The organism is Lysobacter gummosus, from assembly GCF_001442805.1.
In the GTDB taxonomy this organism is placed as follows: domain Bacteria; phylum Pseudomonadota; class Gammaproteobacteria; order Xanthomonadales; family Xanthomonadaceae; genus Lysobacter; species Lysobacter gummosus.
In genome coordinates this window covers 5,069,307-5,091,155 of sequence record NZ_CP011131.1, presented here as the reverse complement: position 1 = coordinate 5,091,155, position 21,849 = coordinate 5,069,307, and the positions used below count along the sequence as shown (strand labels likewise).

The window sequence follows — 21,849 nt, the reverse complement described above, 5'->3', positions numbered from 1 at the left end:
CGTGGAGGGTGGACGGTTGGGTCGCTTCGGATCGGTCAGCTTGCCGTCCCCGCTCATGCCTTTGCCGTTCCCCCCTTTGAAAAGGGGGGCAGGGGGGGATTTGCTTTTAGCGAGCACTCTCAGGCGCAGGCAACCCCCACTCGCGCCAAACCCGCGCGTACTGCGCCCGCGGCAACAGCACGAACACCGGCCGCGCCTGCGGCCGCAGCCACGCCAGCAGCTCGGCCATCGCAGCATCGTCCATCGCCGTGCAGCCCGCGGTGGTTTCCCCGGGCGCCTTCCACAGATGGGCGAAGATGCAACTGCCGGCGCCAGCGAGGCGGCCCGGATTGTGTTCGATCACGAAGCCCTGGCGATAACGCTGGTCGCCGCCGGCATGCAGATCGCGGCGCATCGGTTCGGTCGTGCCTTTCACCGCTTCGGGATCGGCCTTACGGGCATCGACGATCTGGTTGTACAGCGGCGAATCGCTGACGTCGATGCAGTAGTCCGAGGACGTCATCGCCGCATAGGGCAGGGCGGTGCTGGCGCGCTCGGCGTAACCGAAGGCGGTGCCGATGCCGAACATGCCCGCCGGCGCGCGGCCGTCGCCTTCGCGCTTGACCGGGCCGCCGTCGTCCGGCGCCGCGCGCAGGCCGCGGCCCCAGGCCGAGCCGTTGCGGCCGATGGTGACCTGGGCCGGATCGCCGACCGCCAGCCAGCGATGGCCGTCGAACAAATAACGCCGCAGTTGGCCCTGGGGCGCGTTCCAGTCGGCGGTGGTGACCAGCACCAGTTGCAACTGGGTGGCGCCGTCGCCAGCGCGATCGGCGCGGGTGCTGGCGCAGCCGGCCAGGGCGGTGGCGATCATGGCGAAGGCGGCCAAGCGCAGCGGCGCGGCGATCCGAGCGAACAGCGTCGCGGCTGAAGCCCCTCCCACAATAGATTTAGCTCGGCGCGGCAAACGCGCCGCTCTGCCGGCACAGGCGGCAGCACCGATGTCTTTTGTGGGAGGGGCTTCAGCCCCGACGCCTTCCGCCCAGACCGCATCGATTCCGCATCCCGCCACGTACTGCCCACCCATGTGCATCCCTCGCTGTCCATCCGATCCGCCGGGGCTCAAGTATCGAGCATGTCCTGGATGCGTTCGGCGTTGCTGTCGAGCTGGCTGAGCCGGCCCTGGCCGCGTTCGCACAGCAGAATGAAGATCAGGTCCAGCAGATGCTGCAGCGCCGACTGGTACAGCAGCGGCTCGACGTGCGCGCGTTCGTCGTGCGCCGACACCAGCAGCGAGAAATCGGCGTGCGCGCGCAGCGGATTGGGCGTGTGGCGGGTCACCGACACCACCTTGCCGCCGGTTTCGCGGAAGGTCCGCGCCAGATGGCACAGCGCGGTCTGCTTGCCTTGTTCGGAAAACACCAGCAGCACATCGTCCTGGGTCGCGGTGGCGGTGCTCGCGGCCATCAGCACCGGGTCGAAGTGGTGGACGCCGAGGATGCCGATCATCGCCAGCTTCATCGCCAGCGCGCGCGCCGGAATGCCGTCCTCGCCCAGGCCGATGATGAACACCCGGCGCGCGCCCTGGATGCATTCGGCGATCGCGTCGATGCGGTCGCGCGGATTGATCAGCCGGGTTTCTTCCTCGGCGCGGGCCTTGCCGTGCCACAGGCGGTCGGCCAGGGCGGCGTGCGGATCGGTGGGCGCGGCGACCGCGGCGGCGCCGTCGTCGTGGCCGTCGCCGCGCGCGACCGCCTCGCCGATCGAATACTTGAGGTCCGGATAGCCCTTGAAGCCGAGCTTCTGGCTGAACTTGACCACGCTGGACTGGCTGATCCCCAGCGCGTTGGCCAACTGCTGCGAGGAGTAGTCGCGCAGCAGGTGCGCGTTCTCCAGCAGATAGTCGGCGATGCGGCGTTCGATCGCCGACATCTGGTCGCGTTCCGAGCGGATCTTTAGCAGTGGCGACATCGGCAGGGGTCCAATCCCGGGCGCGGCGGATGGCTACAGCGTAGCCGGCTTCGCGGCCGGCCGCGCGTTCAGGCGTGCAACGGTTCCAGGCCGCGGATTTCGCGGATGCCCAGACCTGGGGCGTCGGTCACGGTGATTTCGGACTCGTTGAAGATCACCCCGCCGTCGACCGGATTGAACGCGCACAGCGACGGCCCGTCCAGATCGACCTTGGTGATGACGTTGGACTTGGCCACCGCCAGGTGCACCGCGGCGGCGACCGAGATGGAAGTCTCGATCATGCAGCCGATCATGCATTCGACCCCGTACATGGCGCAGATGTCGGCGATCTGGATGGCCTTGGACAGCCCGCCGGTCTTCATCAGCTTGATGTTGATGATGTCGGCCGCGCGCATGCGGATCAGGTCGATGACCTCGGCCGGGCCGAACACGCTTTCGTCGGCCATGATCGGGGTGTGGACGCGGTCGGTGACGTACTTCATGCCGTCCAGGTCCTGCGCCTTCACCGGCTGCTCGACCAGTTCCAGGCGCACGCCGGCGTCCTCCAGGGTCTGCAATGCGTACACCGCCTGTTTGGCGGTCCAGCCCTGGTTGGCGTCCAGGCGCAGCAGCGCGCGGCCTTCCACCGCGGCGTAGATGGCCTTGACGCGTTCGATATCGACGCCGATGTCCTTGCCGACCTTGATCTTCAGCGATTCGAAGCCGCGATCGACCGCGGCAATCGAGTCGGCGACCATCTTCTCGATGTAGTCCACGCTGATGGTGAGGTCGGTGGTGATGACCGGATCGCCGCCGCCGAGCATCTTGTACAGCGGCGCGCCGTAAAGCTGGCCCCACAAGTCGTAGACCGCGATCTCGACCGCGGCCTTGGCGCTGGAGTTCTTCTCGATCGCGCCCTGGATCAGGCCGGTGATGCGGTTGAGGTTGGCGATCTCCTGGCCGATCAGGCGCGGCGAGATGAACTTGCGGATCGCCTCGACGATCGAGCCGTGGGTGTCGCCGGTGATCACCGCGGTCGCAGGCGCCTCGCCGTAGCCGATGTGACCGGTGTCGGTGTGGACGGTGACGACAATGTCCTCGACCGTATCGACGGTGCGCAGCGCGGTCTTGAACGGGGTCTTGAGCGGTACCCGCAGCATGCCGAATCGGATGTCGGTGATCTTCATGTGGTCGTTGGCTTGGCTTGTTTCGTCGTGGTTCGAGGATGGGAGTGCGCGGGCCTGGGGAAGTTCATTCAGCTGGGAGCCGCGAAGTCTTTTGTGGGAGGGGCTGAAGGCCCTCCCACAAAAGACTTCGCGGCTCTTCCTGAGCGCACAGACCTTAGCCTCATGGACGTATACGTTGAATGCTGGTGATCCGGTCCACCGTCGGCTGTTCGCGGTTGAACAGCAGCGGCACCAGCGGCGTCACCGAGACCCCGTTGAGGTGCACGCGGGTCAGATCGCCGGTGCGGTCGCGGAAGGTGATGCCGGTGGTGTCGTGGATCACGTACGGCCAGCCGTCCTCATGCCCGACCACCATCATCACGTGGCCGGGGATGTAGATCAGGTCGCCCACTTCCAGGCTCTTGACGATCTTCAGCCGTTCTTCGTGGCTCAGGCCCTCGGCCAGATCGATGCGGTTGTAGGCCGGGCTGACCGCCTGGTCGCGGGTGTTGCGCGGCAACTGCACGCCGAAGCTGCGGTAGATTTCCGAGACGAAGCCGCTGCAATCGCGGGTGTTGTACGAGTGCCCCCAGCCGTAGCGCTCGCCGAAGAACTTGAAGCCCTGGCGCACCAGGTTGGCCTGCGTCAGCGGCAAGTAATCCGCGTTGGTGTCCGAGTTGCGCGGCAGCAACGCCGGAGAAAACTGCAAGCGCCCCTTGTCGTCGCGATACGGCAACTCGATCACATGCGAAGCATAGTGATGCTGCCCGTTGACCGGCTTGTCGCTGGGCCAGTCCGCCAGCAGCGGCACGCGCACGCCCATCTCCAACTGCACGTCCGACACCCCGGCCTGCTCGGGCGTGTGCACGGTGCGCGCGCTGGCGCCGGTCACGACCAGATACGGCGTCTTGCGGGTGTAGGCGAAGATCGGCGCCTTGGCGCCTTCGGCGATGCGGTCTTTCTCGACCCAGGCCGCGTATAGCGGGCTGACCACGAACCAGTACTTGCCGTCGCGGCTTTCGTGCACGATCGCCACCGGCGTGCCCGGGAACAGCGCGCTTTCCTGATAACGGTCGATGTCGGTGTCGCCGCGCGAGTTGAACACGCGCAGGCGGGTCGGAAAGGTGCGCAGATCGGCGCGGCGCACGACCATGCCGTAGCGGGTGTCCTGGCGTGCCGGGATTTTGTCCAGCGCCAGATCTTCGCTCAATGCAGTGAGCGTCGCCGCGGCGATCTCCTCGCCGCGTTCGTCGTACAAGGTTTCCTCGCGCGGCTGCGACATGGCCTCGATCCAGCCGCGCACCTGCGCCTGACTCAACTGCGCCGGCAGATGTTCGATGTCGTGCACCGAAGCGTCGAGTTCGTGCAGGCGCCGGTTCTGCGCGGCGATCGCCTTCGCATCCAGAATCGTCGCGTCGGGCCTGGCCTGCTGGCGGATCCAGTAGTCGGCGTTCAATTGCCTCTCCTCGATGCCAATCACTCCGGTTGACGGAACACCCGAGCGCGCGGCGTCGGCGGTGCGCGCCGCCACGGGCGTCGAACAGACCAAGGCGACGGCGAATAACGATGCTGCGATGCAGCGCGCCAACGCGGCGGCGGGCGCGCCACGAACTCGGGCGCGAGGGGCTGCTGCGCGGTGGCGGCGGTTAGCGGTTCGCATCGCATCTTGCTCCGGCACGCACGCGGGTTGGCCGCGCGAGGTCACAGGCCCGATGCCGGTCGTCCGGCACCGACCCGGCCACGCCGCGGCGCCGTCGGGTCGAACCGCAGAATACATACTTCCTTGAGAAAATAGATAGAGAATAATTTATTGACCGGGTACTCCACTCATGTTACACAGCCATGAACCGATGGCCCCGCGTGGGTGACACCAGGTATGGATCCCGTGACTGACCTGCTGTTTATCGCTCCCCGCGCGAGGGCCATCGTCTCCTCCGCGGCGCGCTGGCGAGTGCGCGCGCTGGCGTTGGGGATGATGTTCTCGATGCCGGCGCTGATGCTGGGCAACCTGCCGATGGGCCCGGCCTATGCGCAGGCCAAGCAGCGCACGCGCGAAGCCGGCGAACACTTGGCCGCGGTCGTGGCGATGATCGACAGCGGCCATTTCAAGCAGGCGCAGGCGCGCATCGCGCAAGCCCTGGCGCAGCCGGAGTTGAGCGAGAGCCAACGCCGCGACCTGCAATTCCAAAACGAACGCATGCGCCGTATCCGTTTGGACTTCACCCTCGACCGCGCCCAGGCCCAGGCCAAGCTGCGCGCGCAGATTCCGGACCTGCGCGAGGAAGAGTTCGACGACTGGGACCGGCGCGGCCTGCTCGAATCGATGACCATCGACGGCGACAAACGCTATTTCCAGCGCGCGCCGTCGAACCTGTTCCGGCTCGACGCCGACGCGCTCAAGCGCCGCCGCGCCGACGCCAAGCCGCTGAGCCAAGGGCCGATGGAGCGCTTCAACGCCCATCACGCGCAAGTGCGCGACGCAGCCCTCGCGAGCGGCTACGGCGCGCCGCGGCGCGTGCGCATCACCCAGTCGCTGACCGTCGCCGCCGACGCGGTGCCGGCCGGCAAGACCTTGCGCGCGTGGCTGCCGTATCCGCGCGAACTGCCGCATCAGCAGGAAGCCATTCGTTTCATCGCCAGCACGCCGGCCAATCACCGCATCGCGCCGGCATCGGCGATGCAGCGCACGGTCTACTTCGAGCAGAACGCGAAAGCCGGACAGGCGACCAAATTCGAAGTTAGCTATGAGCTGACCGTGTTCGGCCAGTACCGCAGGATCGATCCGGACAAGGTGGTGGCCGCGCCGGCCAACAGCGAAACCCGGCCGTACCTGGGCGAACGCCCGCCGCACATCGTCTACACCGACGACTTGCGCAAGTTCTCGCGCGAGGTAGTGGGCGATGAAACCAATCCCTACCGCATCGCGAAGAAGCTCTACGCCGCGGTCGACCGCATTCCCTGGGCCGGGGCGCGCGAGTATTCGACGATCACGAACATCTCCGACTACGCCCTGCACGCCGGCCACGCCGACTGCGGCCAGCAGACCTTGTTGTTGATGACGCTGCTGCGCCTCAACGGCATTCCGGCGCGCTGGCAGTCGGGCTGGGTATACGGCGACGACGGCTACACCAACATGCACGACTGGGCCTGGATGTATCTGGCCCCCTACGGCTGGATGCCGGTCGATGTCACCAGCGGGCGGCTGGATTCGCCCGATCCGCAACTGGCCGATTTCTATTTCAGCGGCCTGGACGCTTATCGCGTCGCGTACAACGACGACTACGGCCGCGACTTCGTTCCGGCCAAGCGTTTCGATCGCTCCGAGACCGTGGATTCGCAACGGGGCGAGGTCGAGTGGGAAGGGGGAAATCTCTACTTCGACCAATGGGACTACCACTACAGCGCGCAGGTGCAGGCGGCGAAGCAGTAAGCGCGCGCGACACCGCTCAACACTACTTTGGGGAGGATGTGCGGCATGAAAGGCAAGACCTTGCGTAAGTCCGGACTGTGCATGGCGATGGGGATCTGCCTTGCTTCGATGGTGATGCCGGCGTTGGCGGCCAATACCGACGGCTCGCTCGCCGGGCGGGTGGCCGCCGGCGCCGAAGTGACGGTGCGCAGCGCCGATACCGGCTTCACCCGCACCGTGAAAGCCGACGCCAACGGCAACTACCGTTTCCCGTTCCTGCCGATCGGCACCTATCAATTGCAGGCCAGCAAGGACGGCGCGGCGATCGGATCGCCGATCAATGTCGTGGTCAGCCTGGGCAACGAAGCCAACGTCAATCTCGGCGCCGGCGGCGCGACCGATCTGGCCGCGGTGCAGGTGATCGGCTCGCGCGTGATCACCCCGGTGGACGTGCGCTCGACCGAGTCGGCGACCAACGTCACCAAGGCCGAGCTGGAACGCGTGCCGGTCGGGCGCGACGCGCAATCGGTGGCCTTGCTGGCGCCGGGCGTGATCCAGGGCCAGTACGGCGGCGCCTCGTTCGGCGGTTCGTCGGTGTCGGAGAACGCGGTCTACATCAACGGCCTGAATGTCACCGACTTCTACAAGCGCGTGGGTTTCTCCTCGGTGCCGTTCGGGTTCTTCAAGGAATTCCAGGTCAAGACCGGCGGCTACTCGGTGGAATTCGGCCGCACCACGGGCGGTGTGATCAACGCGGTGACCCAGTCGGGCACGAACGAATTCAAGTACGGCGCCGAACTGGTGTGGGAGCCGTCGTCGCTGCAGTCCGACGGCAAGAACCACTACGACCGCAACGGCGATCCGTTCCGTATCTCCAGCAAGGACAAGTACGACCGCACCAACCTCAACGTCTACGCGTCCGGCCCGATCGTCAAGGACAAGCTGTTCTTCTACGCGATGTACGAGTTCCGCGACTACCGTCCGGAAAGCACCAACGACAGCGGCAGCACCTTCTTCAAGGGCAAGTCGGACAAGGGCTTCTGGGGTACCAAGCTGGACTGGCAGATCAACGACCAGCACCTGCTGGAGTTCCTGGCCTTCTCGGACAAGAACGACACCACCACCGACAATTACAAGTACGACCTCGATGCCGGCCGCCGCGGCGATCGCACCAACACGCAGTTCAGCGAGGCCGGCGGCACCAACTGGGCGCTGACCTACACCGGCTACCTCACCGAGAACTTCTCGATGAAGGCCCTGTACGGCCAGAACAAGCGCGACCGCATCAACAGCAGCCTCAACGACATCGCCTGCGACGCGGTCCAGGACCGGCGTGTCGCCGGCCTGCCGCAGATCGGTTGCGTGTCCTCGGCGCAGATCGAAAAAGGCCTGGACAAGCGCGAAGCCGCGCGCCTGGACTTCGAATGGCAGCTGGGCAACCACTTGCTGCGCTTCGGCCTGGACCGCGAGGTCAACACTTCCGACAACGAGAGCTTCTATCCGGGCCCGTCGCGCAAGTTCTACCAGATCTATCCGACCGTCCCCGGCTCGCAACTGGAGAACGGCGGCATCGTGCCGGCCGGCGTCAACGCCTACGTGCGCGCGCGCCAGCAGGAAGTCAGCGGCAGCTTCGAGTCGATCAACTCGGCCTACTACATCGAAGACAACTGGCAGATCACCCCGGACTTCATGCTCAACGCCGGTGTGCGCGTGGAAGGCTTCAACAACAAGAACGGCGAGGGCAACACGTATATCAAGATCGACGACATGGTCGCGCCTCGCCTGGGCTTCTCGTGGGATTTCCGCGGCGACGGGCGTTCGAAGATCTTCGGCAACATCGGCCGCTATTTCCTGCCGATCGTGAACCAGATCAACGTCAAGCAGGCCGGCGCCTTCCTCGATGAGCGCACCTACTACGTGTTCAACGGCCTGGAGCCGTTCGTCTACAACGGCCAGACCTATATGCGTCCGATCCTGGGGCCGCAGATCGGCCCGGTGGACAACAGCCAGGGCGACGGCAGCGTCGGCGATCTGCGCAGCGAAGTCGATGCCGACATCGATCCGGTGTACCAGGACGAGGCCATCCTGGGCTTCCAGAGCATGATCGACGAGACCTGGTCGTGGGGCGTGCGCGGCATCTACCGCCGCCTGCACAACGCCATCGACGACATGAACATCACCTCCAACGGCATCCTGTGCGGCGGAACGCCGGGCGAGATCGGCTATGTGATGGCCAACCCGGGCAAGAACGTCAAGCTGTACACCGACACCAACTGCGACGGCGTCAACGACGCCTACGTCAACATCGACACCTCGCGCGCCGGCTGGGCGATGTACGACGACGACGGCAACTACGTCGGCGAGCGCGGCTGGGTGAAGCCCAAGCGTACTTATCGCGCCCTGGAATTCATGCTCGACCGCGCCTGGGACGACAAGTGGGCGTTCAACGCTTCGTACACCTGGTCCAAGAGCGAGGGCAACGCCGAGGGCCCGTCGAATTCCGACTTCGGCTTCGACAACACCGGCCGCACCGAGTCCTTCGACGATCCGTTCGTCAACTTCAACGGCTACGGCCCGCTGCCGAACGACCGCCGCCATCAGATCAAGCTGCGTGGCGCGTATGCCTTCAACGACAGTTGGTCGGTCGGCGCGACCTTGAACGCGCAGTCGGGCCGCCCGGTCAACGCCTTCGGCAAGGGCAACCCGTTCGACAGCACCAACTACCACAGCTTCTACACCTGCGTGGCCAACTGCACCGGCGAGCCGTCGCAGCGCGTGTACGAACTGCGCCGTCGCGGTTCGGGCGGGCGCCTGCCGTGGATCTTCGACATCGGCGCCAGCGTGACCTATCAGCACAAGTTCACCGGCGCCGACCTGCGGGTCAAGCTCGCGGTCTACAACCTGCTCAATCAGCAGCGCAAGATGGAAGTGGACGACGAATACGAAACCGGCATCGGCGTGGTCAACGAGTTCTACGGCTACGGCACCGGCTACCAGACCCCGCGCTACGCCCAGCTGACCGTGTCCGTGGATTTCTGACCGCGACGTTTCCCTCGACCCCTTGGCGGCCCGACGACACGGGCCGCCCTTTCTCTACCTCGACAGGGCTTTCCACCGATGCGACACGACTCTCCGCGGTGGCCGGCCCTGCTTTTTTTCGCCGCCTTCGCGGCGATCGGCAATGCAGGCGCGCAGCAATCGCGCACGGCGGCGCTGGACCGGATCGTCGATGAAGTGCAGGCGCGTTATCGCTTGCCGGGTTTCGCGGTCGGCGTGGTCGAGAACGGCGAGGTGGTGTATCGACGTACCGAAGGCGAGCTGATCGCAGGCTCAGGCCGCAAGATCGGCGCCGACAGCCTGTTCAAGATCGCCTCCAACAGCAAATCCATGACCACCGCCGCGTTGGCGCGACTGGTCGATGCCGGCAAGCTGCGCTGGGACGACCCGGTGACGAAGTACCTGCCGGACTTTCGCATGCACGACGACTGGGTCACGCGGCAGATGCAGGTGCGCGATCTGCTGATCCACAACAGCGGCCTGCGCGCCGGCGCCGGCGACCTGATGCTGTGGCCGGAACCGAACACGTTCACCCGCGCCGACATCCTGCACGGGCTGCGTTATCTCAAGCCCGTGCACAGCTTCCGTTCGCGTTACGACTACGACAACCTGCTGTACATCGTCGCCGGCGAAGTGGCGGCCAAAGTCGGCGGCGCGCCTTACGAGGACGTGCTCAAGCGCGAAGTGTTCGCGCCGCTGGGCTTGTCGCGCTGCCAGATCGGCGCCTGGGACCGCGACGGGGTCGGCGACGTCGCCCAGCCGCACGCGCGCCGCGACGGCCGTTACCTGCCGGTGCGGCAGGACGAAGCGCGGATCGCCGCCAGCACCATGGACCCGGCCGGCGGCGTGCGTTGCAGCCTCAACGACATGACCACCTGGTTGCGCGCCTGGCTGACGCCCGACCGCCGCGGCGCCGACGGCAAGCCGTGGCTGTCGCGCGAGCAGCGCGAGGCGTTGTGGCGCGCGCAGATGCCGATGAACGTCTCGCCGCGGCAACGCGATTGGGCCAACACCCATTTCGCCGCCTATGGCTACGGCTGGCGGCTGACCGACGCCGACGGCGCGTTCAAGGTCTCGCACACCGGCACGCTGATGGGCATGTACTCGCTGGTCACGTTGTTGCCCGACCGCCGCAGCGGCTTCGTGGTGTTGATCAACGGCGATGCCGGCGACGCGCGCAGCGTGTTCGATCAGATGCTGACCCGGCAATTCACCGCGGCGCAACCCGAGCGCGACCGCGAGCGCGGGGTGGCGTGGTATGCCGATGCGCTCGCCGCCGAGGCGCAGGCGCCGGGCGCGGGGCGCGCGCCCGACACCCCGCGGAGCAAGGACGCAACGCCGGCCGAACTGCGCCCGCGACTGGGCGTGTATCGCGACCCGTGGTTCGGCGAGGTCAGCGTGTGCGCGCGCGGCCAATCGGTGCGGTTCGCTTCGCGCAAGTCGCCGTTGCTGACGGGTACCATCGTCCGGGTCGGCCCGCGCCTGCGGGTCGATTGGGACGCCGAGGAAGTCGATACGCCGGCCTGGATCGACTTCGCCGCCTCGGATCAGGCCGCTACCTTCGTCATGAGCAAGGTCGATCCCGATGCCGATTTCAGCTACGACTTCGAAGACCTGGCGTTCGCGCGCGTCGGCGATTGCGGTTGAGGCCTGCGCGCTGCTGGTATTGATCGGTTGCGTCGCCGCGGTGCGCTCGCCCGATGCGCAGGCGCCGGCCGCGGCCGCCGCGGACAAACCGGTGGCGCCGCAGGTGTCGAACGCCGCCGATGCGGCCTCGGCCGGAATGGTCGAGATCCGCTCGCTGGTGGCGGACATGTCGATGGACATCCGCTACGCCGGCAGCGACAACTTCGTCGGCCGCCCGGTGGACGGCTACCGCGCCGCCGGCTGCTATCTGCATCGCGACGTCGCCCAGGCCTTGGCGCGGGTGGAGCGCGAACTGCGGCCGCAGGGGCTGCGGCTGCATATCTACGATTGCTACCGCCCGGTGCGCGCGGTCCGCGATTTCGTGCGTTGGGCCGGCGATCTGAGCGATCAGAAGACCAAGTCGCGCTATTACCCGAAGCTGGACAAGCGCGTGCTGCTGGGCGATTACATCTCGCCGAGCTCGGGTCACAGCCGCGGCGCGACCTTGGACCTGGGACTGATGGAGTCGCAGGCCGGCGGCGACCGCATCGCCGACATGGGCACTGGCTTCGACTATTTCGACGAACGCGCGCATACCGATTCGCCCGGCATCACCGCGGCGCAGCGGGCCAATCGCCAGCGCCTGCGCGCGGCCATGCAGCGCGAAGGTTTCGAGAATTATCCGCTGGAGTGGTGGCACTACACCTACAAGCCCGAACCCACCCCGGCCACGGCGTTCGATTTCCCGGTCGAGTGAACCGCGACGCACGCGACCGGCCGCAGCATTCGACCCAGGAGCAGGCGATGACGACGATGGCCGGTAAGCGATCACCACGGCGGCGGACGATGGGCGTGTTCGTGCTGGCGGTGTCGATGGGGCTGAGCGGTTGCGCGAGCGCGCCGCCTTCCGCGCAGGCGCCGGCCGCCGGCGGCGAAGCGCGCGTGGACGCGCTGATGGCCGACTACCGGGGCAAAGTGCCCGGCGCCAGCGTGCTGGTGCTGCGCGACGGCCAGCCGTTGTTGCGCAAGGGCTACGGCCTGGCGGTGCTGGAAACCGGCGAGGCGGCGACGCCGCGGACCAATTACCGTCTGGCGTCGGTGACCAAACAGTTCACCGCCGCGGCGGTGCTGCTGCTGGCGCAGGACGGCAGGCTGAGCCTGGACGATCCGATCAAGCGCTGGCTGCCTTCGCTGCCCAAGTCGGCCGATGCGATCACGATCCGGCAGATTCTCAGCCACATGTCTGGGCTGATCGACTACGAAGACGTGATGGCGTCCAGCTTCGACGCCGACCAGCGGCAGATGCACGACCTGGATGTGCTGCGCGCGCTGGAAGGCCAGGATCGCGGCTATTTTGCCCCGGGACAGCGCTATCGCTACAGCAACAGCGGCTACGCGTTGCTGGCGCTGACGGTGCAGCGCGCCTCGGGGCGCCCGTTCGCCAGCTTCCTGCGCGAGCGCATCTTCCAGCCGTTGGGCATGCACGACACGGTCGCCTACGAGCGCGGCGTGTCGCAGGTGGCGCATCGCGCCTTCGGCTACAGCTACGAGAACGGGCGCTGGCTGCGCACCGATCAGAGTTCGACCAGCGCTGTGCTCGGCGATGGCGGTATCTATTCTTCGATCGAGGATCTGGCGAAGTGGGACGCGGCTTTGTACGACGATCGCTTGCTCAACGACGCCTCGCGCGAAGCGGCGTTCACCGCGCACACCGCCACCGATCTGGCCGATGTCGGCTATGGCTACGGTTGGCGCATCACCGGCGAGACCTTGTGGCATTCGGGCGAGACGATGGGCTTTCGCAACGTCATCGTGCGCTGGCCGCGACGGCATCTGACGGTGGTGATGCTGACCAATCGCAATGATCCTGAGCCCTATCGTAAGGCGTTGGAGATTGCCGAGGTGTATTTGCCGTCGAGTCCGGTGCGGGAGCGGTGAGGTAGTTGATCGCTTCAGCGCGGCGCCATCAGAACGTCATTCCCGCGTAGGCGGGGATCCAGAGACTTCAGCACCATCTTTCAAGAACGTCATTCCCGCGAACGCGGGAATCCAGAGCCTTCAGCGCCATCTCCCCAGTACGTCATTCCCGCGAAGGCGGGAATCCAGAGGCTTCAGGTGTTCTCGCCCGAAAGGCCCTGGATTCCCGCGTCGGCGGGAATGACGAGCAAAGGCCAAGGCCAAGGCCAAGGCCAAAGCGAAGGCGGGAATCCAGAGCCTTCAGCGCCATCTCCCCAGCACGTCATTCCCGCGAAGGCGTGAATCCAGAGCCTTCAGCGCCATCTCCCCAGGACGCCATTCCCGCGAAGGCGGGCTCCGCTTTACTTCGGCGTAGCCGAACATCCAGAGACTTCAGCACGAGCTTGGAGAGGGAAGGTGGGCGGGCGTGCGAAGCACGTGAGCAACCACGAGGCCTCCTCCAAGCCAAACGTTTCGCACCATAACTGGAACACTCCACCCCACCCCGGACCCACAAGCACCGCTTGCTATTAAATAGTACGCTATGTAAATTGAGCCCCATGAAGAAGCCAGCCGCCACCGCCAAGCCGCCGCAGCCGACCTTGCTGCTCGACGACCAATTGTGCTTCGCCCTGTATTCCACCGGGCTGGCCTTGAACAAGGTCTATCGCAAGCTGCTGACCCGCCTCGGCCTGACCTATCCGCAGTACCTGGTGATGATGGTGCTGTGGGAGCGCGACGGGGTGACCGTGTCGGAAATCGGCGAACGCCTGTTCCTGGATTCGGCCACGTTGACGCCGCTGCTCAAGCGTCTGGAAGCCGCCGGCCTGCTCACCCGTACCCGCGCCGCCAGCGATGAGCGCCAGGTCATCATCGAGTTGAGCAAGGCCGGGCGCGCGCTGAAAACCAAGGCGCAAGGCGTTCCGGTCGGGATGTCGTGCGCGGTGGAAGGCTGCACGATCGAGCAGCTGACCGTGCTCAAGGCGCAACTGGAATCGCTGCGAGAGAGCCTGATCCGCAACGCCGCCGGTTGAGTCCGCGTCACCCCCGTATTCGACCGCGAGCCGCTGTCCTCGCCCGGTCAAAGTTGTGCGCTATTGAATCGCTGACAATCCAAATACCGATCACGAACCCGCGGGCCACCGCGACCCATCCTGGCAATACCTCTCTCAATCGGAGCACCGACATGTCCATCGAAAAAGTCCTCTACACCGCCCACGCTCACGTCACCGGCGGCCGCGACGGCCGCGCCGTTTCGTCCGACAAGGCGCTCGACGCCAAGCTGACCACCCCGCGCGAACTCGGCGGCGCCGGCGGCGACGGCACCAATCCGGAGCAGTTGTTCGCCGCCGGCTACTCGGCGTGCTTCATCGGCGCGCTGAAGTTCGTCGCCGGCCGCGAGAAGATCGCTTTCCCGGCCGACGCCTCGGTGGACGGCAGCGTCGGCATCGGCCAGATCCCGACCGGTTTCGGCATCGAAGTCGAGCTGAAGATCTCGCTGCCGGGCCTGCCGCGCGAACAGGCGCAGGAACTGGTCGACAAGGCGCACGTGGTTTGCCCGTACTCCAATGCGACCCGCGGCAACATCGACGTGACGCTGACCCTGGTCTGATCCGATCGCGTCGCGGCGGCGTCGCCGCACGACGAATCGACTCCCGCGGCCCGGATGCGCAAGCATCCGGGCCGCGTCGTTCTGCGACATCGAACTGAACCCATTCACTTCCATCGCATTACTAAAATCCGGCCGCGCTCATGAGGCATCGTGAGTTTGCGTGAGTCTCATGCATCAATCTGGATCGGCTCAGGATCGAGTGAGCAAATGTGAGTTTTACATTCGTTTGGCGCGAATAAACTGCTAGGCGATTACTCAGACTTGAATGGGTGTTTCGTTCTCTTCTAATCACGAGCCGGCTCGCTTTCTAATACTGTCGAAATGATTTCGTCGCTGTCGGATTGACCGGGCCTCCCAATCGCCCGGTCACGTCGCTGGCACGGGCGCGAGGCGGCCAGACGCCGCCAAAGCCGAAGGTTCTCGTCCTTCGACCGTCCCGTTCGGGCCTGCATTGGCTTACGGAGGAGGGGTCATGCCCGCACGCAAGCAACCCCGTCGTTTTCGCTTTCATCCCCTGAGCATCGGCGTCGCGCAGGCGATTCCGCTGTTGATCGCGTTGCAGTTCTACAGCGGCGAGGCGGCCGCGGCCTGCACGCCGGCCGCGCCGACCGACGGCTCGACGGTGAGTTGCGCGGGTGTTCCGATTTTGCTTCCGCCCAATCCGAACTCCTTCCTCAGCAACGCGAACAATCTCGACGTGACCGTGCCGGCCGGCGCGATCATGAGCACGCTGCCCGGCGGCACCGCGATGAGCTTCGGCGGCAACGGCCCGACGCTCGATCGCCAAGGCCAGGGCGCGCGTTCGATGTCCAAGACCAGGCGTGTCGCCTCGCGCGGCACGGGTTCCAAGGCGACCAAGCGCCGTCCCGCGACGCGACTCGCCGCCGCCACACCGCGATCCGCCCCTCCGTCGGGCGCGGTGACCCAACCGCAGACCTAGTGCGACGAGGCTTCGGCCCGGACGCAATAACCGGGTCGGAGGAGCATCAGTGCGGCGGTCGGGTGGCGCTACTGGCTCCGGTACGCTGGACCGGAGCCAGTAGTCGCTTTTAATCGCAGACCGGGGAGTTCGCCCAAGCCGTCGCGGAATCGTTCCAGCCGCTTCATCCGCAGGGGACCCAGACATCGCCGCGTTTGCGGCGATGTTTTTTTTAGCGCGCTTTTGTGGAGGCCGCTTCCACAAAAGAATTGGTGGCTTGGCTCAGCGCACGATGGCCGCGAGTCGCGGCAGACGCGAGAGCAATATCCGATCGAGCACGAACACCAGCAGCAGCGATGCGCCCAGCAGCGGGAACAAGACGCCGCAGCCCAGGGTGATCAGCGCGATCGTGCGCAGGCGCATCTTTGATGGCAGGCTCGGTGCGCCGAGGCGGCCGCGCGGGCGGCGGCGCCACCACATCCATGCGCCGCTGCAGCACAGGGCGACGACGCCGAGGCAGGTCAGCAGCATCACGATCTGGTTGGCGCGACCGAAGTAGTTGCCCATGTGCAATTGCACGCCGAGTTCGACCGCCTTGGCGGCCCAGCCGTAGTCGGCGAAGCCGGTGTCGCCGGCGACGCGTGCGCTGTAGCGATCCACGTGCACGGTGCGCTGGCCCTGCGGCCGGTTCGGGTAGACCACGGCGGTGTAGACGCCGTCTTCGCCGCGCGGCAGCGACAGCCGGTAGTCGCCGCGCAGGCCGTGTGCGGCCAGCACGCGCGCGACCGCGTCGATGCCGATGTCGCGCGCGGGCGCCTCGTTCGCGGCGGCGTGCGGGTGGTGTGCGTGCTCGGAGGCAGGCATGGGCGCGTCGCGCATCGTCCACGGTGTTTCGCCGATCGCCTGCGCGAGGGTGACCGCATTCGGCGCGGCCGCGGCGGCGTGGTGGCGATGTTCGGACGGATAGCCGATGTCGAGTTGTTGCGTGCCCGCGCGCAGCAGATCGCCCCACACACCGGCCCAGGGCAGGCCGGTAAGGATGAGGAACACGATCAGCATCGCGGTCCAGGCGCCGATGCTGGAATGCAGGCTGCGCCAGAACGGGCGGCCGCGTTCGCGCCATCGCGGCCACAGCGCATGGCGCCAGCCGTGTTCGCGCGGCCACCACAGGTACGCGCCGGTGGCGATCAGCAGCAGCGCCCAGCAGGCGGCGAGTTCGACGATCGCGTCGCCGAAGCTCCCCAGCATCAGCGAGCCGTGCATGGTGTCGGCGAAGCCGACCAGGGTGCGGGTGTAGACGAAGGCGCCGTGCACGCGCGCGCTGCCGGGATCGACGAATACACGCAGCGGCTCGCCCTGGCGCGGGGTGATGAAGACTTGCGCGGTGCGCTGCGGGTCCGACGGCAGATCGATGCGGGTGACTTCGCCCGGATACGCCGTCTGCGCGGCGGCGAGCAGACGCGACAGCGGGAGGTCGGCTTGCCGCTGCGGGGCGAAATGCAGCGGCGCGTGCAGCGCGTCTTCGATCTCGTCGTTGAACAGATAGATCGAGCCGGTGATCGCCAGGATCAGCAGCAGCGGCGCGACGAACAGGCCGGCGTAGAAATGCCAGCGCCACACCGCGCGGTAGAGATGACGGTCGTGGCGGGACTGGCTCATCAGAACGACCGCGAGTAGCTCAGCTCGACGCTGCGCGGCGCGCCCAGATAGACCTGGCTCGGGCTGTAGCCCGACCAGTCGGCGTAGAAGGCGTCGGTGAGGTTGCGCACGCGCACAGTGTAGCGGCCGCCGGCGCCGTTCCAGTCCACCGCCGCGTCGGCGACGGTGTGCGCCCGCACCCGGGTGGAGTTGGCGTTGTCGGTGTAGAAATCGCCGACGTGGCGCAGGCCCAGGTTGAAGCTCAGCGGCAGGCCGTCGAGGCGGTACCACGCGTCCAGGCTGGCGGTGCGTTCGGGCACGTTGGACGGGCGATTGCCGCTGCGATCGGCGCCGCCGGCTTCGCGCAAGGTGTCGAAGCGCGCCGACAGCAGCGCCGCGCTGGCGTCGATGCGCAGCCGCGCGGTGGCCTGTGCGCTCAGCGACAGCTCCACGCCGCGCGAAGACTGGCGGCCGTTCTGCACGCTGATCTGCGGCTGCAGCGGATCGCGGGTGACGATGTCGTCCTGGCGCAGGCGATACACCGCCGCGTTCAAGCGCAGGCGCTGATCGAACAAAGCGCTGCGCAGGCCCAGTTCGACCGCGTCGCCGTGGCTTAGGTCGAAGGCATTGTTGCGCTGGTTGATGGTCAGAAACGAGCTCACCGGCAGCACCGCGCTGCTGTATTGCGCGTACAGCTGGCTGCCCGGACGCAGTTCGAACACGCTGCCCAGCCGCCATGAGGTCGGCGAGAACTCGCGGTTGAAGCGGCTGCGCGCGCCGCTGTCCAGATCCAGATTGCGTCGCTGCAGATCGATGCGCTCGTGGCGCAGCCCGCCGACCAGCAGCCAGCGCGGGGTGAGGTTCAAGGCATCTTCGACGAACAGCGCCGCGACCTTGACCCGGGTGCCGAAATCGCTGCGGCCGTTGTCGAAATTGGCCGCGGTATCGGTCGGGAACTCGCCGCGATCGAGCGCCAGCAGGTCCACCGGCGCGGCATGGCCGAAGCGGCGCAGGTTGAAGAAGTCCGTGTCGCTGTACTCCATGCCGGCGGCGAAGCTGTGGCGGCGCCCGGCCAGCCGACCGTCGTGCTTGAGCGTCAGGCGCTCGTTCCAGACGCGTTGATCGTGATGGATGCGCGCGCTGTCGCGATCGAACAGGCCGGTTGCGGTGTCGTAGCGGAAGTCTTCCGTGTTGTCCCAGCGGCGGCGCGCGTCGTAGACGCTGGCTTCCTGGCTCAGGTTCCAGTCCTCGCTGAGCCGGTAATCCAGGCGCGTGCGCAGCCACCACGAGCGCGAATCCATGCGCCCGTCGCGGACGTTGTAGTTGCGCGAACGCGCGGCCTTGTCGATGACCCAGCCGGCCGCGTTGTCGACCAGACCGCTGGGATCGGCCGCCGATTCGCGCGGCAGCAGCGGCGCGCCGAAATACGCGGTGTCGAAATCGTCGCGCTGATAGTCCAGGGCGACGCGGGCGCTCAGATCGTCGTCCGGCTGCCACAGCAGCGAGCCGCCGAAGGACTGCGCGTCGGAGGCGGTGTCGTCGATGTAGCCGTCGGAGCGATTGGCGCTGAGCACGCCGCGCACGGCCACGGTCGGGCTCAGCGGCACATTGGCGTCGAGCCCGAGCCGGGCGCTGTCGTGGCTGCCGTAGGCCAGCAGCAACTCGCCGTCGCGGCCGTCCAGGCTGGCGCTTTTGGGCACGAAGTTGATCGCGCCGGCCAGCACGCCTTCGCCGTACAGCACCGAGGCCGGACCCTTCAGCACTTCCACCCGTTCGAACTGGAAGCTGTCCCAGTTGCGCGAGGAAAACCCCGAGCTGGTCAGGCGCACGCCGTCGAACAGATACGACACCGCGCCGCTGGCGAAGCCGCGCATCGAGGCGACGCCGGGCTGGCCGGGCAGGTTGCCGGCCATCACCCCGGGCATGGCGCGCAGGACCTCGACGCTGTCGCGCAGGCCGCGCGCCTGGATGTCGTCGCGATCGAGCACGTCCAGGGTCGCGGGAATCTCCGCCGGGTCCAGGCCGAGGCGGCTGGCGGTGGCGACCGAAGCGGCGCGCGCATCGACGCGCTGGCCGTGCACGCGCACCGCGTCGAGATCGACGGCTTCCCCGGCGTGCGCGGCCGGCGCTGCGCAGGCCAACAGCGAACATGCCAATGCGGCCGGGCGAAAGGTGCGGAGATTGCGCTTGTGCATGCAGGAGATAACGGGCAAGGCGGCGCGCGGCGGCTGCCGCGCATCGCGGATGGGAAGAGTGCGGCCGCCGGGACGCGCGGCCGCCGCGCCGCCGGGCGGCGGACAAGCGCACGATGCTAGGCCGCGGGGGGGCGTTGGGGTGTGCGGCAAGTTGCCGCAGTGGCGTCGGCGTGGCGGTCGCGCGCCTGTGGGCGGATGCGCAACGAAGGTCTAATCTGCCCGAGCTTGAGCCTTTACGATCGTATCCGTCCCTCGCCAGGAGAGCCGCCATGCCGCACATAGAAGGTCCGTTCAACGTCACGCTGAGCCCGCAGCCGGTGCACGAGGCCGCCGAAGGCCAGTTCGGCCGCATGGCCCTGGACAAGCAATTCCATGGCGACCTGCAGGCCAGCAGCCGCGGCGAGATGCTGGCGGCGATGACCCAGACCAAGGGCTCGGCCGGTTACGTCGCGCTGGAGAAAGTCGAAGGCACGCTGGCCGGGCGCAGCGGCAGTTTCCTGATGGTGCATCGCGGTTTGATGGATCGCGGTCGCGCCGATCTGAGCGTGACCGTGGTGCCGGACTCGGGCACCGGCGAGTTGGTCGGGCTGAGCGGGCGTATGAGCATCGATGTGCGCGAGGGTGGGGCGCATTTCTATTTGTTCGATTACGAGTTGCCTGAGGGCTGAGGCAGGCTTCGCTTTAGTGGAGGACGGCGCCGCTCTTGTGGAGGGGCTTCAGCCCCGATGCTCTTCGCTCAGATAGCTTCGCCCTTACAAGCGCCAGGCATCGAGCATCACCGCGATCTGATCCGAAAGCATCGGGGCTGAAGCCTCTCCCACAACAACCGGCCCTTCCACAAAGGTGCTTCCCGCAAAAGCCGCCTGCCACAAAACCACGCAGGCCAGCCGGCTCATCCGGCAAAGACGCTGCCGGCCGTCTCAAGCACCATCGGCGGGACAATCCGTCGCGAGGCTGCGAACGCCGTCGCCGACGATCCGTGCGAACTTGTGCGCCGATCCGCAGCCACGCCGCCATTGCGACCCCGCGTCGCCCGACGGCCGCCACGGTGCCCGGCGCGGTTTGTCCCGCGTCGCTTCCCAATCGCCCGGCGCGCACCCGCGCAGCCGCGGCCCTGTATTGCCGAATCCTTCCATGCGCCCTAACGCACTGTTCTTCTCCGTCCTGCTCGCCGCGGCCGCCGTGCACGCGAACGACGCCGCCGCGCAAGGTCGGCAGGCCTGCACCAACGGTCACACCCGCCTGCCGCCCACGGTCAATCTGCGCCTGGACAACGATTTGTTCGGCGGCCAGGACCAGGGCTACAGCAACGGCATCCAGCTGACCCTGGTGTCGCCGAATCTGGCCGACTACACCGACGATCCCTGCATTCCGCGCCTGGCGCGCTGGGTCAATCGCCATCTCGATGCGCTACAGCCGGCGCAGGGTTTCGAGCAGCGCAACATGATCGCGACCTTCGCCCAGGGCATCTTCACCCCGACCGACTTCAGTCGCCGCGACCTGATCGAGGACGACCGGCCCTACGCCGCCGGCCTGCTGATGGGCCTGGGTTACAACGCGCGCACCGGCGACTACCTGCAGACCACGCAGTTGCAGTTCGGCATCGTCGGCCCGTCCGCGCTCGGCAAGCAGGTGCAGAACGCGGTGCACAAGGCGCTGGGCGATGAGACCTTCAAGGGTTGGGACAACCAGCTGCACGACGAGCCGGTGTTCCGCATCGTTCACGAGCGCATGCATCGCTATTCGGCCGGCGATGCCCACAACGGCACCTGGGGCTGGGATGCGATAAGTCATTACGGCGGCAGTTTCGGCAATCTGGCCACCTACGCCAACACCGGCGCCGAAGTGCGCTTCGGCCTGCGCCTGCCGGACGATTTCGGCAGCACGCCGCTGCGTCCGGCCGGCGAGAACACCGCGCCGACCCGGCACTACAACACCGGCGACCGTCCGTTCGGCGCGCATCTGTTCCTGACCTCGGACGTGCGCTGGGTGCTGCGCGACATCACCCTGGACGGCAATACCTTTCGCCACAGCCACAGCGTGGACAAGCGGCCGTTCGTGGGTGAAGTGGGTTATGGCATCGCGGTGATGCGCGGACGGTGGAAGTTCGCGCTGGCGCGTTATCACCGCACGCGCGAGTTCGATGGGCAAAAGCAGACGCCGGTGTTCGGCAGCTTCACGGTGAGCCGGGCGCTGTGAGTCGATCGCGGCGTAGCCATGTGGAAAGTTGTTTTTGTGGGAGGGGCTTCAGCCCCGATGCTTTTCGCTCCGGTCGCGGCGCATCCCAATCATCGAATCCCAATTCGATCTGATCGAAAAGCATCGGGGCTGAAGCCCCTCCCACA

General features: G+C 66.8%; 17 protein-coding genes. 10 read left to right on the top strand and 7 right to left on the bottom strand.

Features of this window, described 5'->3' with window-relative positions:
• Positions 1–106: 106 nt before the first annotated feature.
• The 4 genes from LG3211_RS20650 to LG3211_RS20635 all read right to left on the bottom strand — a co-directional run bounded on the left by LG3211_RS20650 (position 107) and on the right by LG3211_RS20635 (position 4,548).
• On the bottom strand, positions 107–850 hold the full coding sequence (locus LG3211_RS20650) for a L,D-transpeptidase family protein (protein WP_083512935.1): 744 nt from the start codon (positions 848–850) through the stop codon (positions 107–109).
• A 248-nt stretch (positions 851–1,098) separates the two neighbouring features.
• Positions 1,099–1,947 (bottom strand): MurR/RpiR family transcriptional regulator, encoded by an 849-nt coding sequence (locus LG3211_RS20645; protein WP_057944467.1) that lies wholly within the window; start codon positions 1,945–1,947, stop codon positions 1,099–1,101.
• 68 nt (positions 1,948–2,015) lie between these two features.
• Positions 2,016–3,113: a dipeptide epimerase gene (locus tag LG3211_RS20640; RefSeq protein WP_057944466.1), complete on the bottom strand. Its 1,098-nt coding sequence runs from the start codon at positions 3,111–3,113 to the stop codon at positions 2,016–2,018.
• Positions 3,114–3,273: 160 nt separating this feature from the next.
• On the bottom strand, positions 3,274–4,548 hold the full coding sequence (locus LG3211_RS20635; RefSeq protein ID WP_237049785.1) for a C40 family peptidase: 1,275 nt from the start codon (positions 4,546–4,548) through the stop codon (positions 3,274–3,276).
• Between the two features lie 420 nt (positions 4,549–4,968).
• Between LG3211_RS20635 and LG3211_RS20630 the strand changes: the two genes are divergently transcribed.
• The 8 genes from LG3211_RS20630 to LG3211_RS20595 all read left to right on the top strand — a co-directional run bounded on the left by LG3211_RS20630 (position 4,969) and on the right by LG3211_RS20595 (position 15,692).
• Entirely contained in the window at positions 4,969–6,522 is a 1,554-nt protein-coding gene (locus tag LG3211_RS20630) for a transglutaminase-like domain-containing protein (protein ID WP_237049784.1), read from the top strand.
• A gap of 45 nt (positions 6,523–6,567) precedes the next feature.
• Positions 6,568–9,540 (top strand): TonB-dependent receptor, encoded by a 2,973-nt coding sequence (locus LG3211_RS20625; protein WP_057944464.1) that lies wholly within the window; start codon positions 6,568–6,570, stop codon positions 9,538–9,540.
• Positions 9,541–9,618: 78 nt separating this feature from the next.
• The gene (locus tag LG3211_RS20620) at positions 9,619–11,205 is read left to right on the top strand and encodes a serine hydrolase domain-containing protein (protein ID WP_083512713.1); all 1,587 of its coding nucleotides are present in this window, start codon (positions 9,619–9,621) and stop codon (positions 11,203–11,205) included.
• Positions 11,144–11,941: a M15 family metallopeptidase gene (locus LG3211_RS20615; RefSeq protein ID WP_083512712.1), complete on the top strand. Its 798-nt coding sequence runs from the start codon at positions 11,144–11,146 to the stop codon at positions 11,939–11,941. The genes LG3211_RS20620 and LG3211_RS20615 overlap by 62 nt, the downstream gene beginning before the upstream one ends.
• Positions 11,942–12,030: 89 nt before the next feature.
• Entirely contained in the window at positions 12,031–13,122 is a 1,092-nt protein-coding gene (locus tag LG3211_RS20610; protein WP_057944463.1) for a serine hydrolase domain-containing protein, read from the top strand.
• Positions 13,123–13,700: 578 nt separating this feature from the next.
• Positions 13,701–14,174 carry a MarR family winged helix-turn-helix transcriptional regulator gene (locus LG3211_RS20605; RefSeq protein WP_057944462.1) on the top strand — a complete coding sequence of 158 codons (474 nt, stop codon included), beginning with the start codon at positions 13,701–13,703 and terminating at the stop codon, positions 14,172–14,174.
• A gap of 152 nt (positions 14,175–14,326) precedes the next feature.
• A complete protein-coding gene (locus LG3211_RS20600; protein ID WP_057944461.1) occupies positions 14,327–14,752 on the top strand; it encodes an organic hydroperoxide resistance protein in 426 nt (141 codons plus the stop codon).
• A gap of 472 nt (positions 14,753–15,224) precedes the next feature.
• A complete protein-coding gene (locus LG3211_RS20595; RefSeq protein WP_057944460.1) occupies positions 15,225–15,692 on the top strand; it encodes a hypothetical protein in 468 nt (155 codons plus the stop codon).
• A gap of 261 nt (positions 15,693–15,953) precedes the next feature.
• On the opposite strand, the gene LG3211_RS20590 is transcribed toward LG3211_RS20595, so the two are convergent.
• Both LG3211_RS20590 and LG3211_RS20585 read right to left on the bottom strand, forming a co-directional pair.
• On the bottom strand, positions 15,954–17,330 hold the full coding sequence (locus tag LG3211_RS20590; RefSeq protein WP_057944459.1) for a PepSY-associated TM helix domain-containing protein: 1,377 nt from the start codon (positions 17,328–17,330) through the stop codon (positions 15,954–15,956).
• On the bottom strand, positions 17,330–19,504 hold the full coding sequence (locus tag LG3211_RS20585; RefSeq protein WP_057944458.1) for a TonB-dependent receptor: 2,175 nt from the start codon (positions 19,502–19,504) through the stop codon (positions 17,330–17,332). Before LG3211_RS20585 ends, LG3211_RS20590 begins: the two co-directional genes overlap by 1 nt.
• A 269-nt stretch (positions 19,505–19,773) precedes the next feature.
• Here LG3211_RS20585 and LG3211_RS20580 point away from each other — a divergent pair, with 269 nt between their 5' ends.
• A complete protein-coding gene (locus LG3211_RS20580; RefSeq protein WP_057944457.1) occupies positions 19,774–20,172 on the top strand; it encodes a DUF3224 domain-containing protein in 399 nt (132 codons plus the stop codon).
• Positions 20,173–20,638: 466 nt separating this feature from the next.
• Entirely contained in the window at positions 20,639–21,703 is a 1,065-nt protein-coding gene (locus LG3211_RS20575) for a lipid A deacylase LpxR family protein (protein WP_057944456.1), read from the top strand.
• On the opposite strand, the gene LG3211_RS27560 is transcribed toward LG3211_RS20575, so the two are convergent.
• Positions 21,628–21,792: a DUF6053 domain-containing protein gene (locus LG3211_RS27560; protein ID WP_222837530.1), complete on the bottom strand. Its 165-nt coding sequence runs from the start codon at positions 21,790–21,792 to the stop codon at positions 21,628–21,630. The genes LG3211_RS20575 and LG3211_RS27560 overlap by 76 nt on opposite strands.
• Positions 21,793–21,849: the final 57 nt, after the last annotated feature.

What these genes read in the sequence shown, in the direction of transcription:
- LG3211_RS20580 (WP_057944457.1), top strand. Translation starts at nt 19,774, where the DNA reads ATGCCGCACATAGAAGGTCCGTTCAACGTCACGCTGAGCCCGCAGCCG.
- LG3211_RS20590 (WP_057944459.1), bottom strand. Translation starts at nt 17,330, where the DNA reads ATGAGCCAGTCCCGCCACGACCGTCATCTCTACCGCGCGGTGTGGCGC.
- LG3211_RS20595 (WP_057944460.1), top strand. Translation starts at nt 15,225, where the DNA reads ATGCCCGCACGCAAGCAACCCCGTCGTTTTCGCTTTCATCCCCTGAGC.
- LG3211_RS20645 (WP_057944467.1), bottom strand. Translation starts at nt 1,947, where the DNA reads ATGTCGCCACTGCTAAAGATCCGCTCGGAACGCGACCAGATGTCGGCG.
- LG3211_RS20640 (WP_057944466.1), bottom strand. Translation starts at nt 3,113, where the DNA reads ATGAAGATCACCGACATCCGATTCGGCATGCTGCGGGTACCGCTCAAG.
- LG3211_RS20610 (WP_057944463.1), top strand. Translation starts at nt 12,031, where the DNA reads ATGGGCGTGTTCGTGCTGGCGGTGTCGATGGGGCTGAGCGGTTGCGCG.
- LG3211_RS20625 (WP_057944464.1), top strand. Translation starts at nt 6,568, where the DNA reads ATGAAAGGCAAGACCTTGCGTAAGTCCGGACTGTGCATGGCGATGGGG.
- LG3211_RS20630 (WP_237049784.1), top strand. Translation starts at nt 4,969, where the DNA reads ATGGATCCCGTGACTGACCTGCTGTTTATCGCTCCCCGCGCGAGGGCC.
- LG3211_RS20650 (WP_083512935.1), bottom strand. Translation starts at nt 850, where the DNA reads ATGATCGCCACCGCCCTGGCCGGCTGCGCCAGCACCCGCGCCGATCGC.
- LG3211_RS20620 (WP_083512713.1), top strand. Translation starts at nt 9,619, where the DNA reads ATGCGACACGACTCTCCGCGGTGGCCGGCCCTGCTTTTTTTCGCCGCC.
- LG3211_RS20605 (WP_057944462.1), top strand. Translation starts at nt 13,701, where the DNA reads ATGAAGAAGCCAGCCGCCACCGCCAAGCCGCCGCAGCCGACCTTGCTG.
- LG3211_RS20600 (WP_057944461.1), top strand. Translation starts at nt 14,327, where the DNA reads ATGTCCATCGAAAAAGTCCTCTACACCGCCCACGCTCACGTCACCGGC.
- LG3211_RS20585 (WP_057944458.1), bottom strand. Translation starts at nt 19,504, where the DNA reads ATGCACAAGCGCAATCTCCGCACCTTTCGCCCGGCCGCATTGGCATGT.
- LG3211_RS20575 (WP_057944456.1), top strand. Translation starts at nt 20,639, where the DNA reads ATGCGCCCTAACGCACTGTTCTTCTCCGTCCTGCTCGCCGCGGCCGCC.
- LG3211_RS20615 (WP_083512712.1), top strand. Translation starts at nt 11,144, where the DNA reads ATGCCGATTTCAGCTACGACTTCGAAGACCTGGCGTTCGCGCGCGTCG.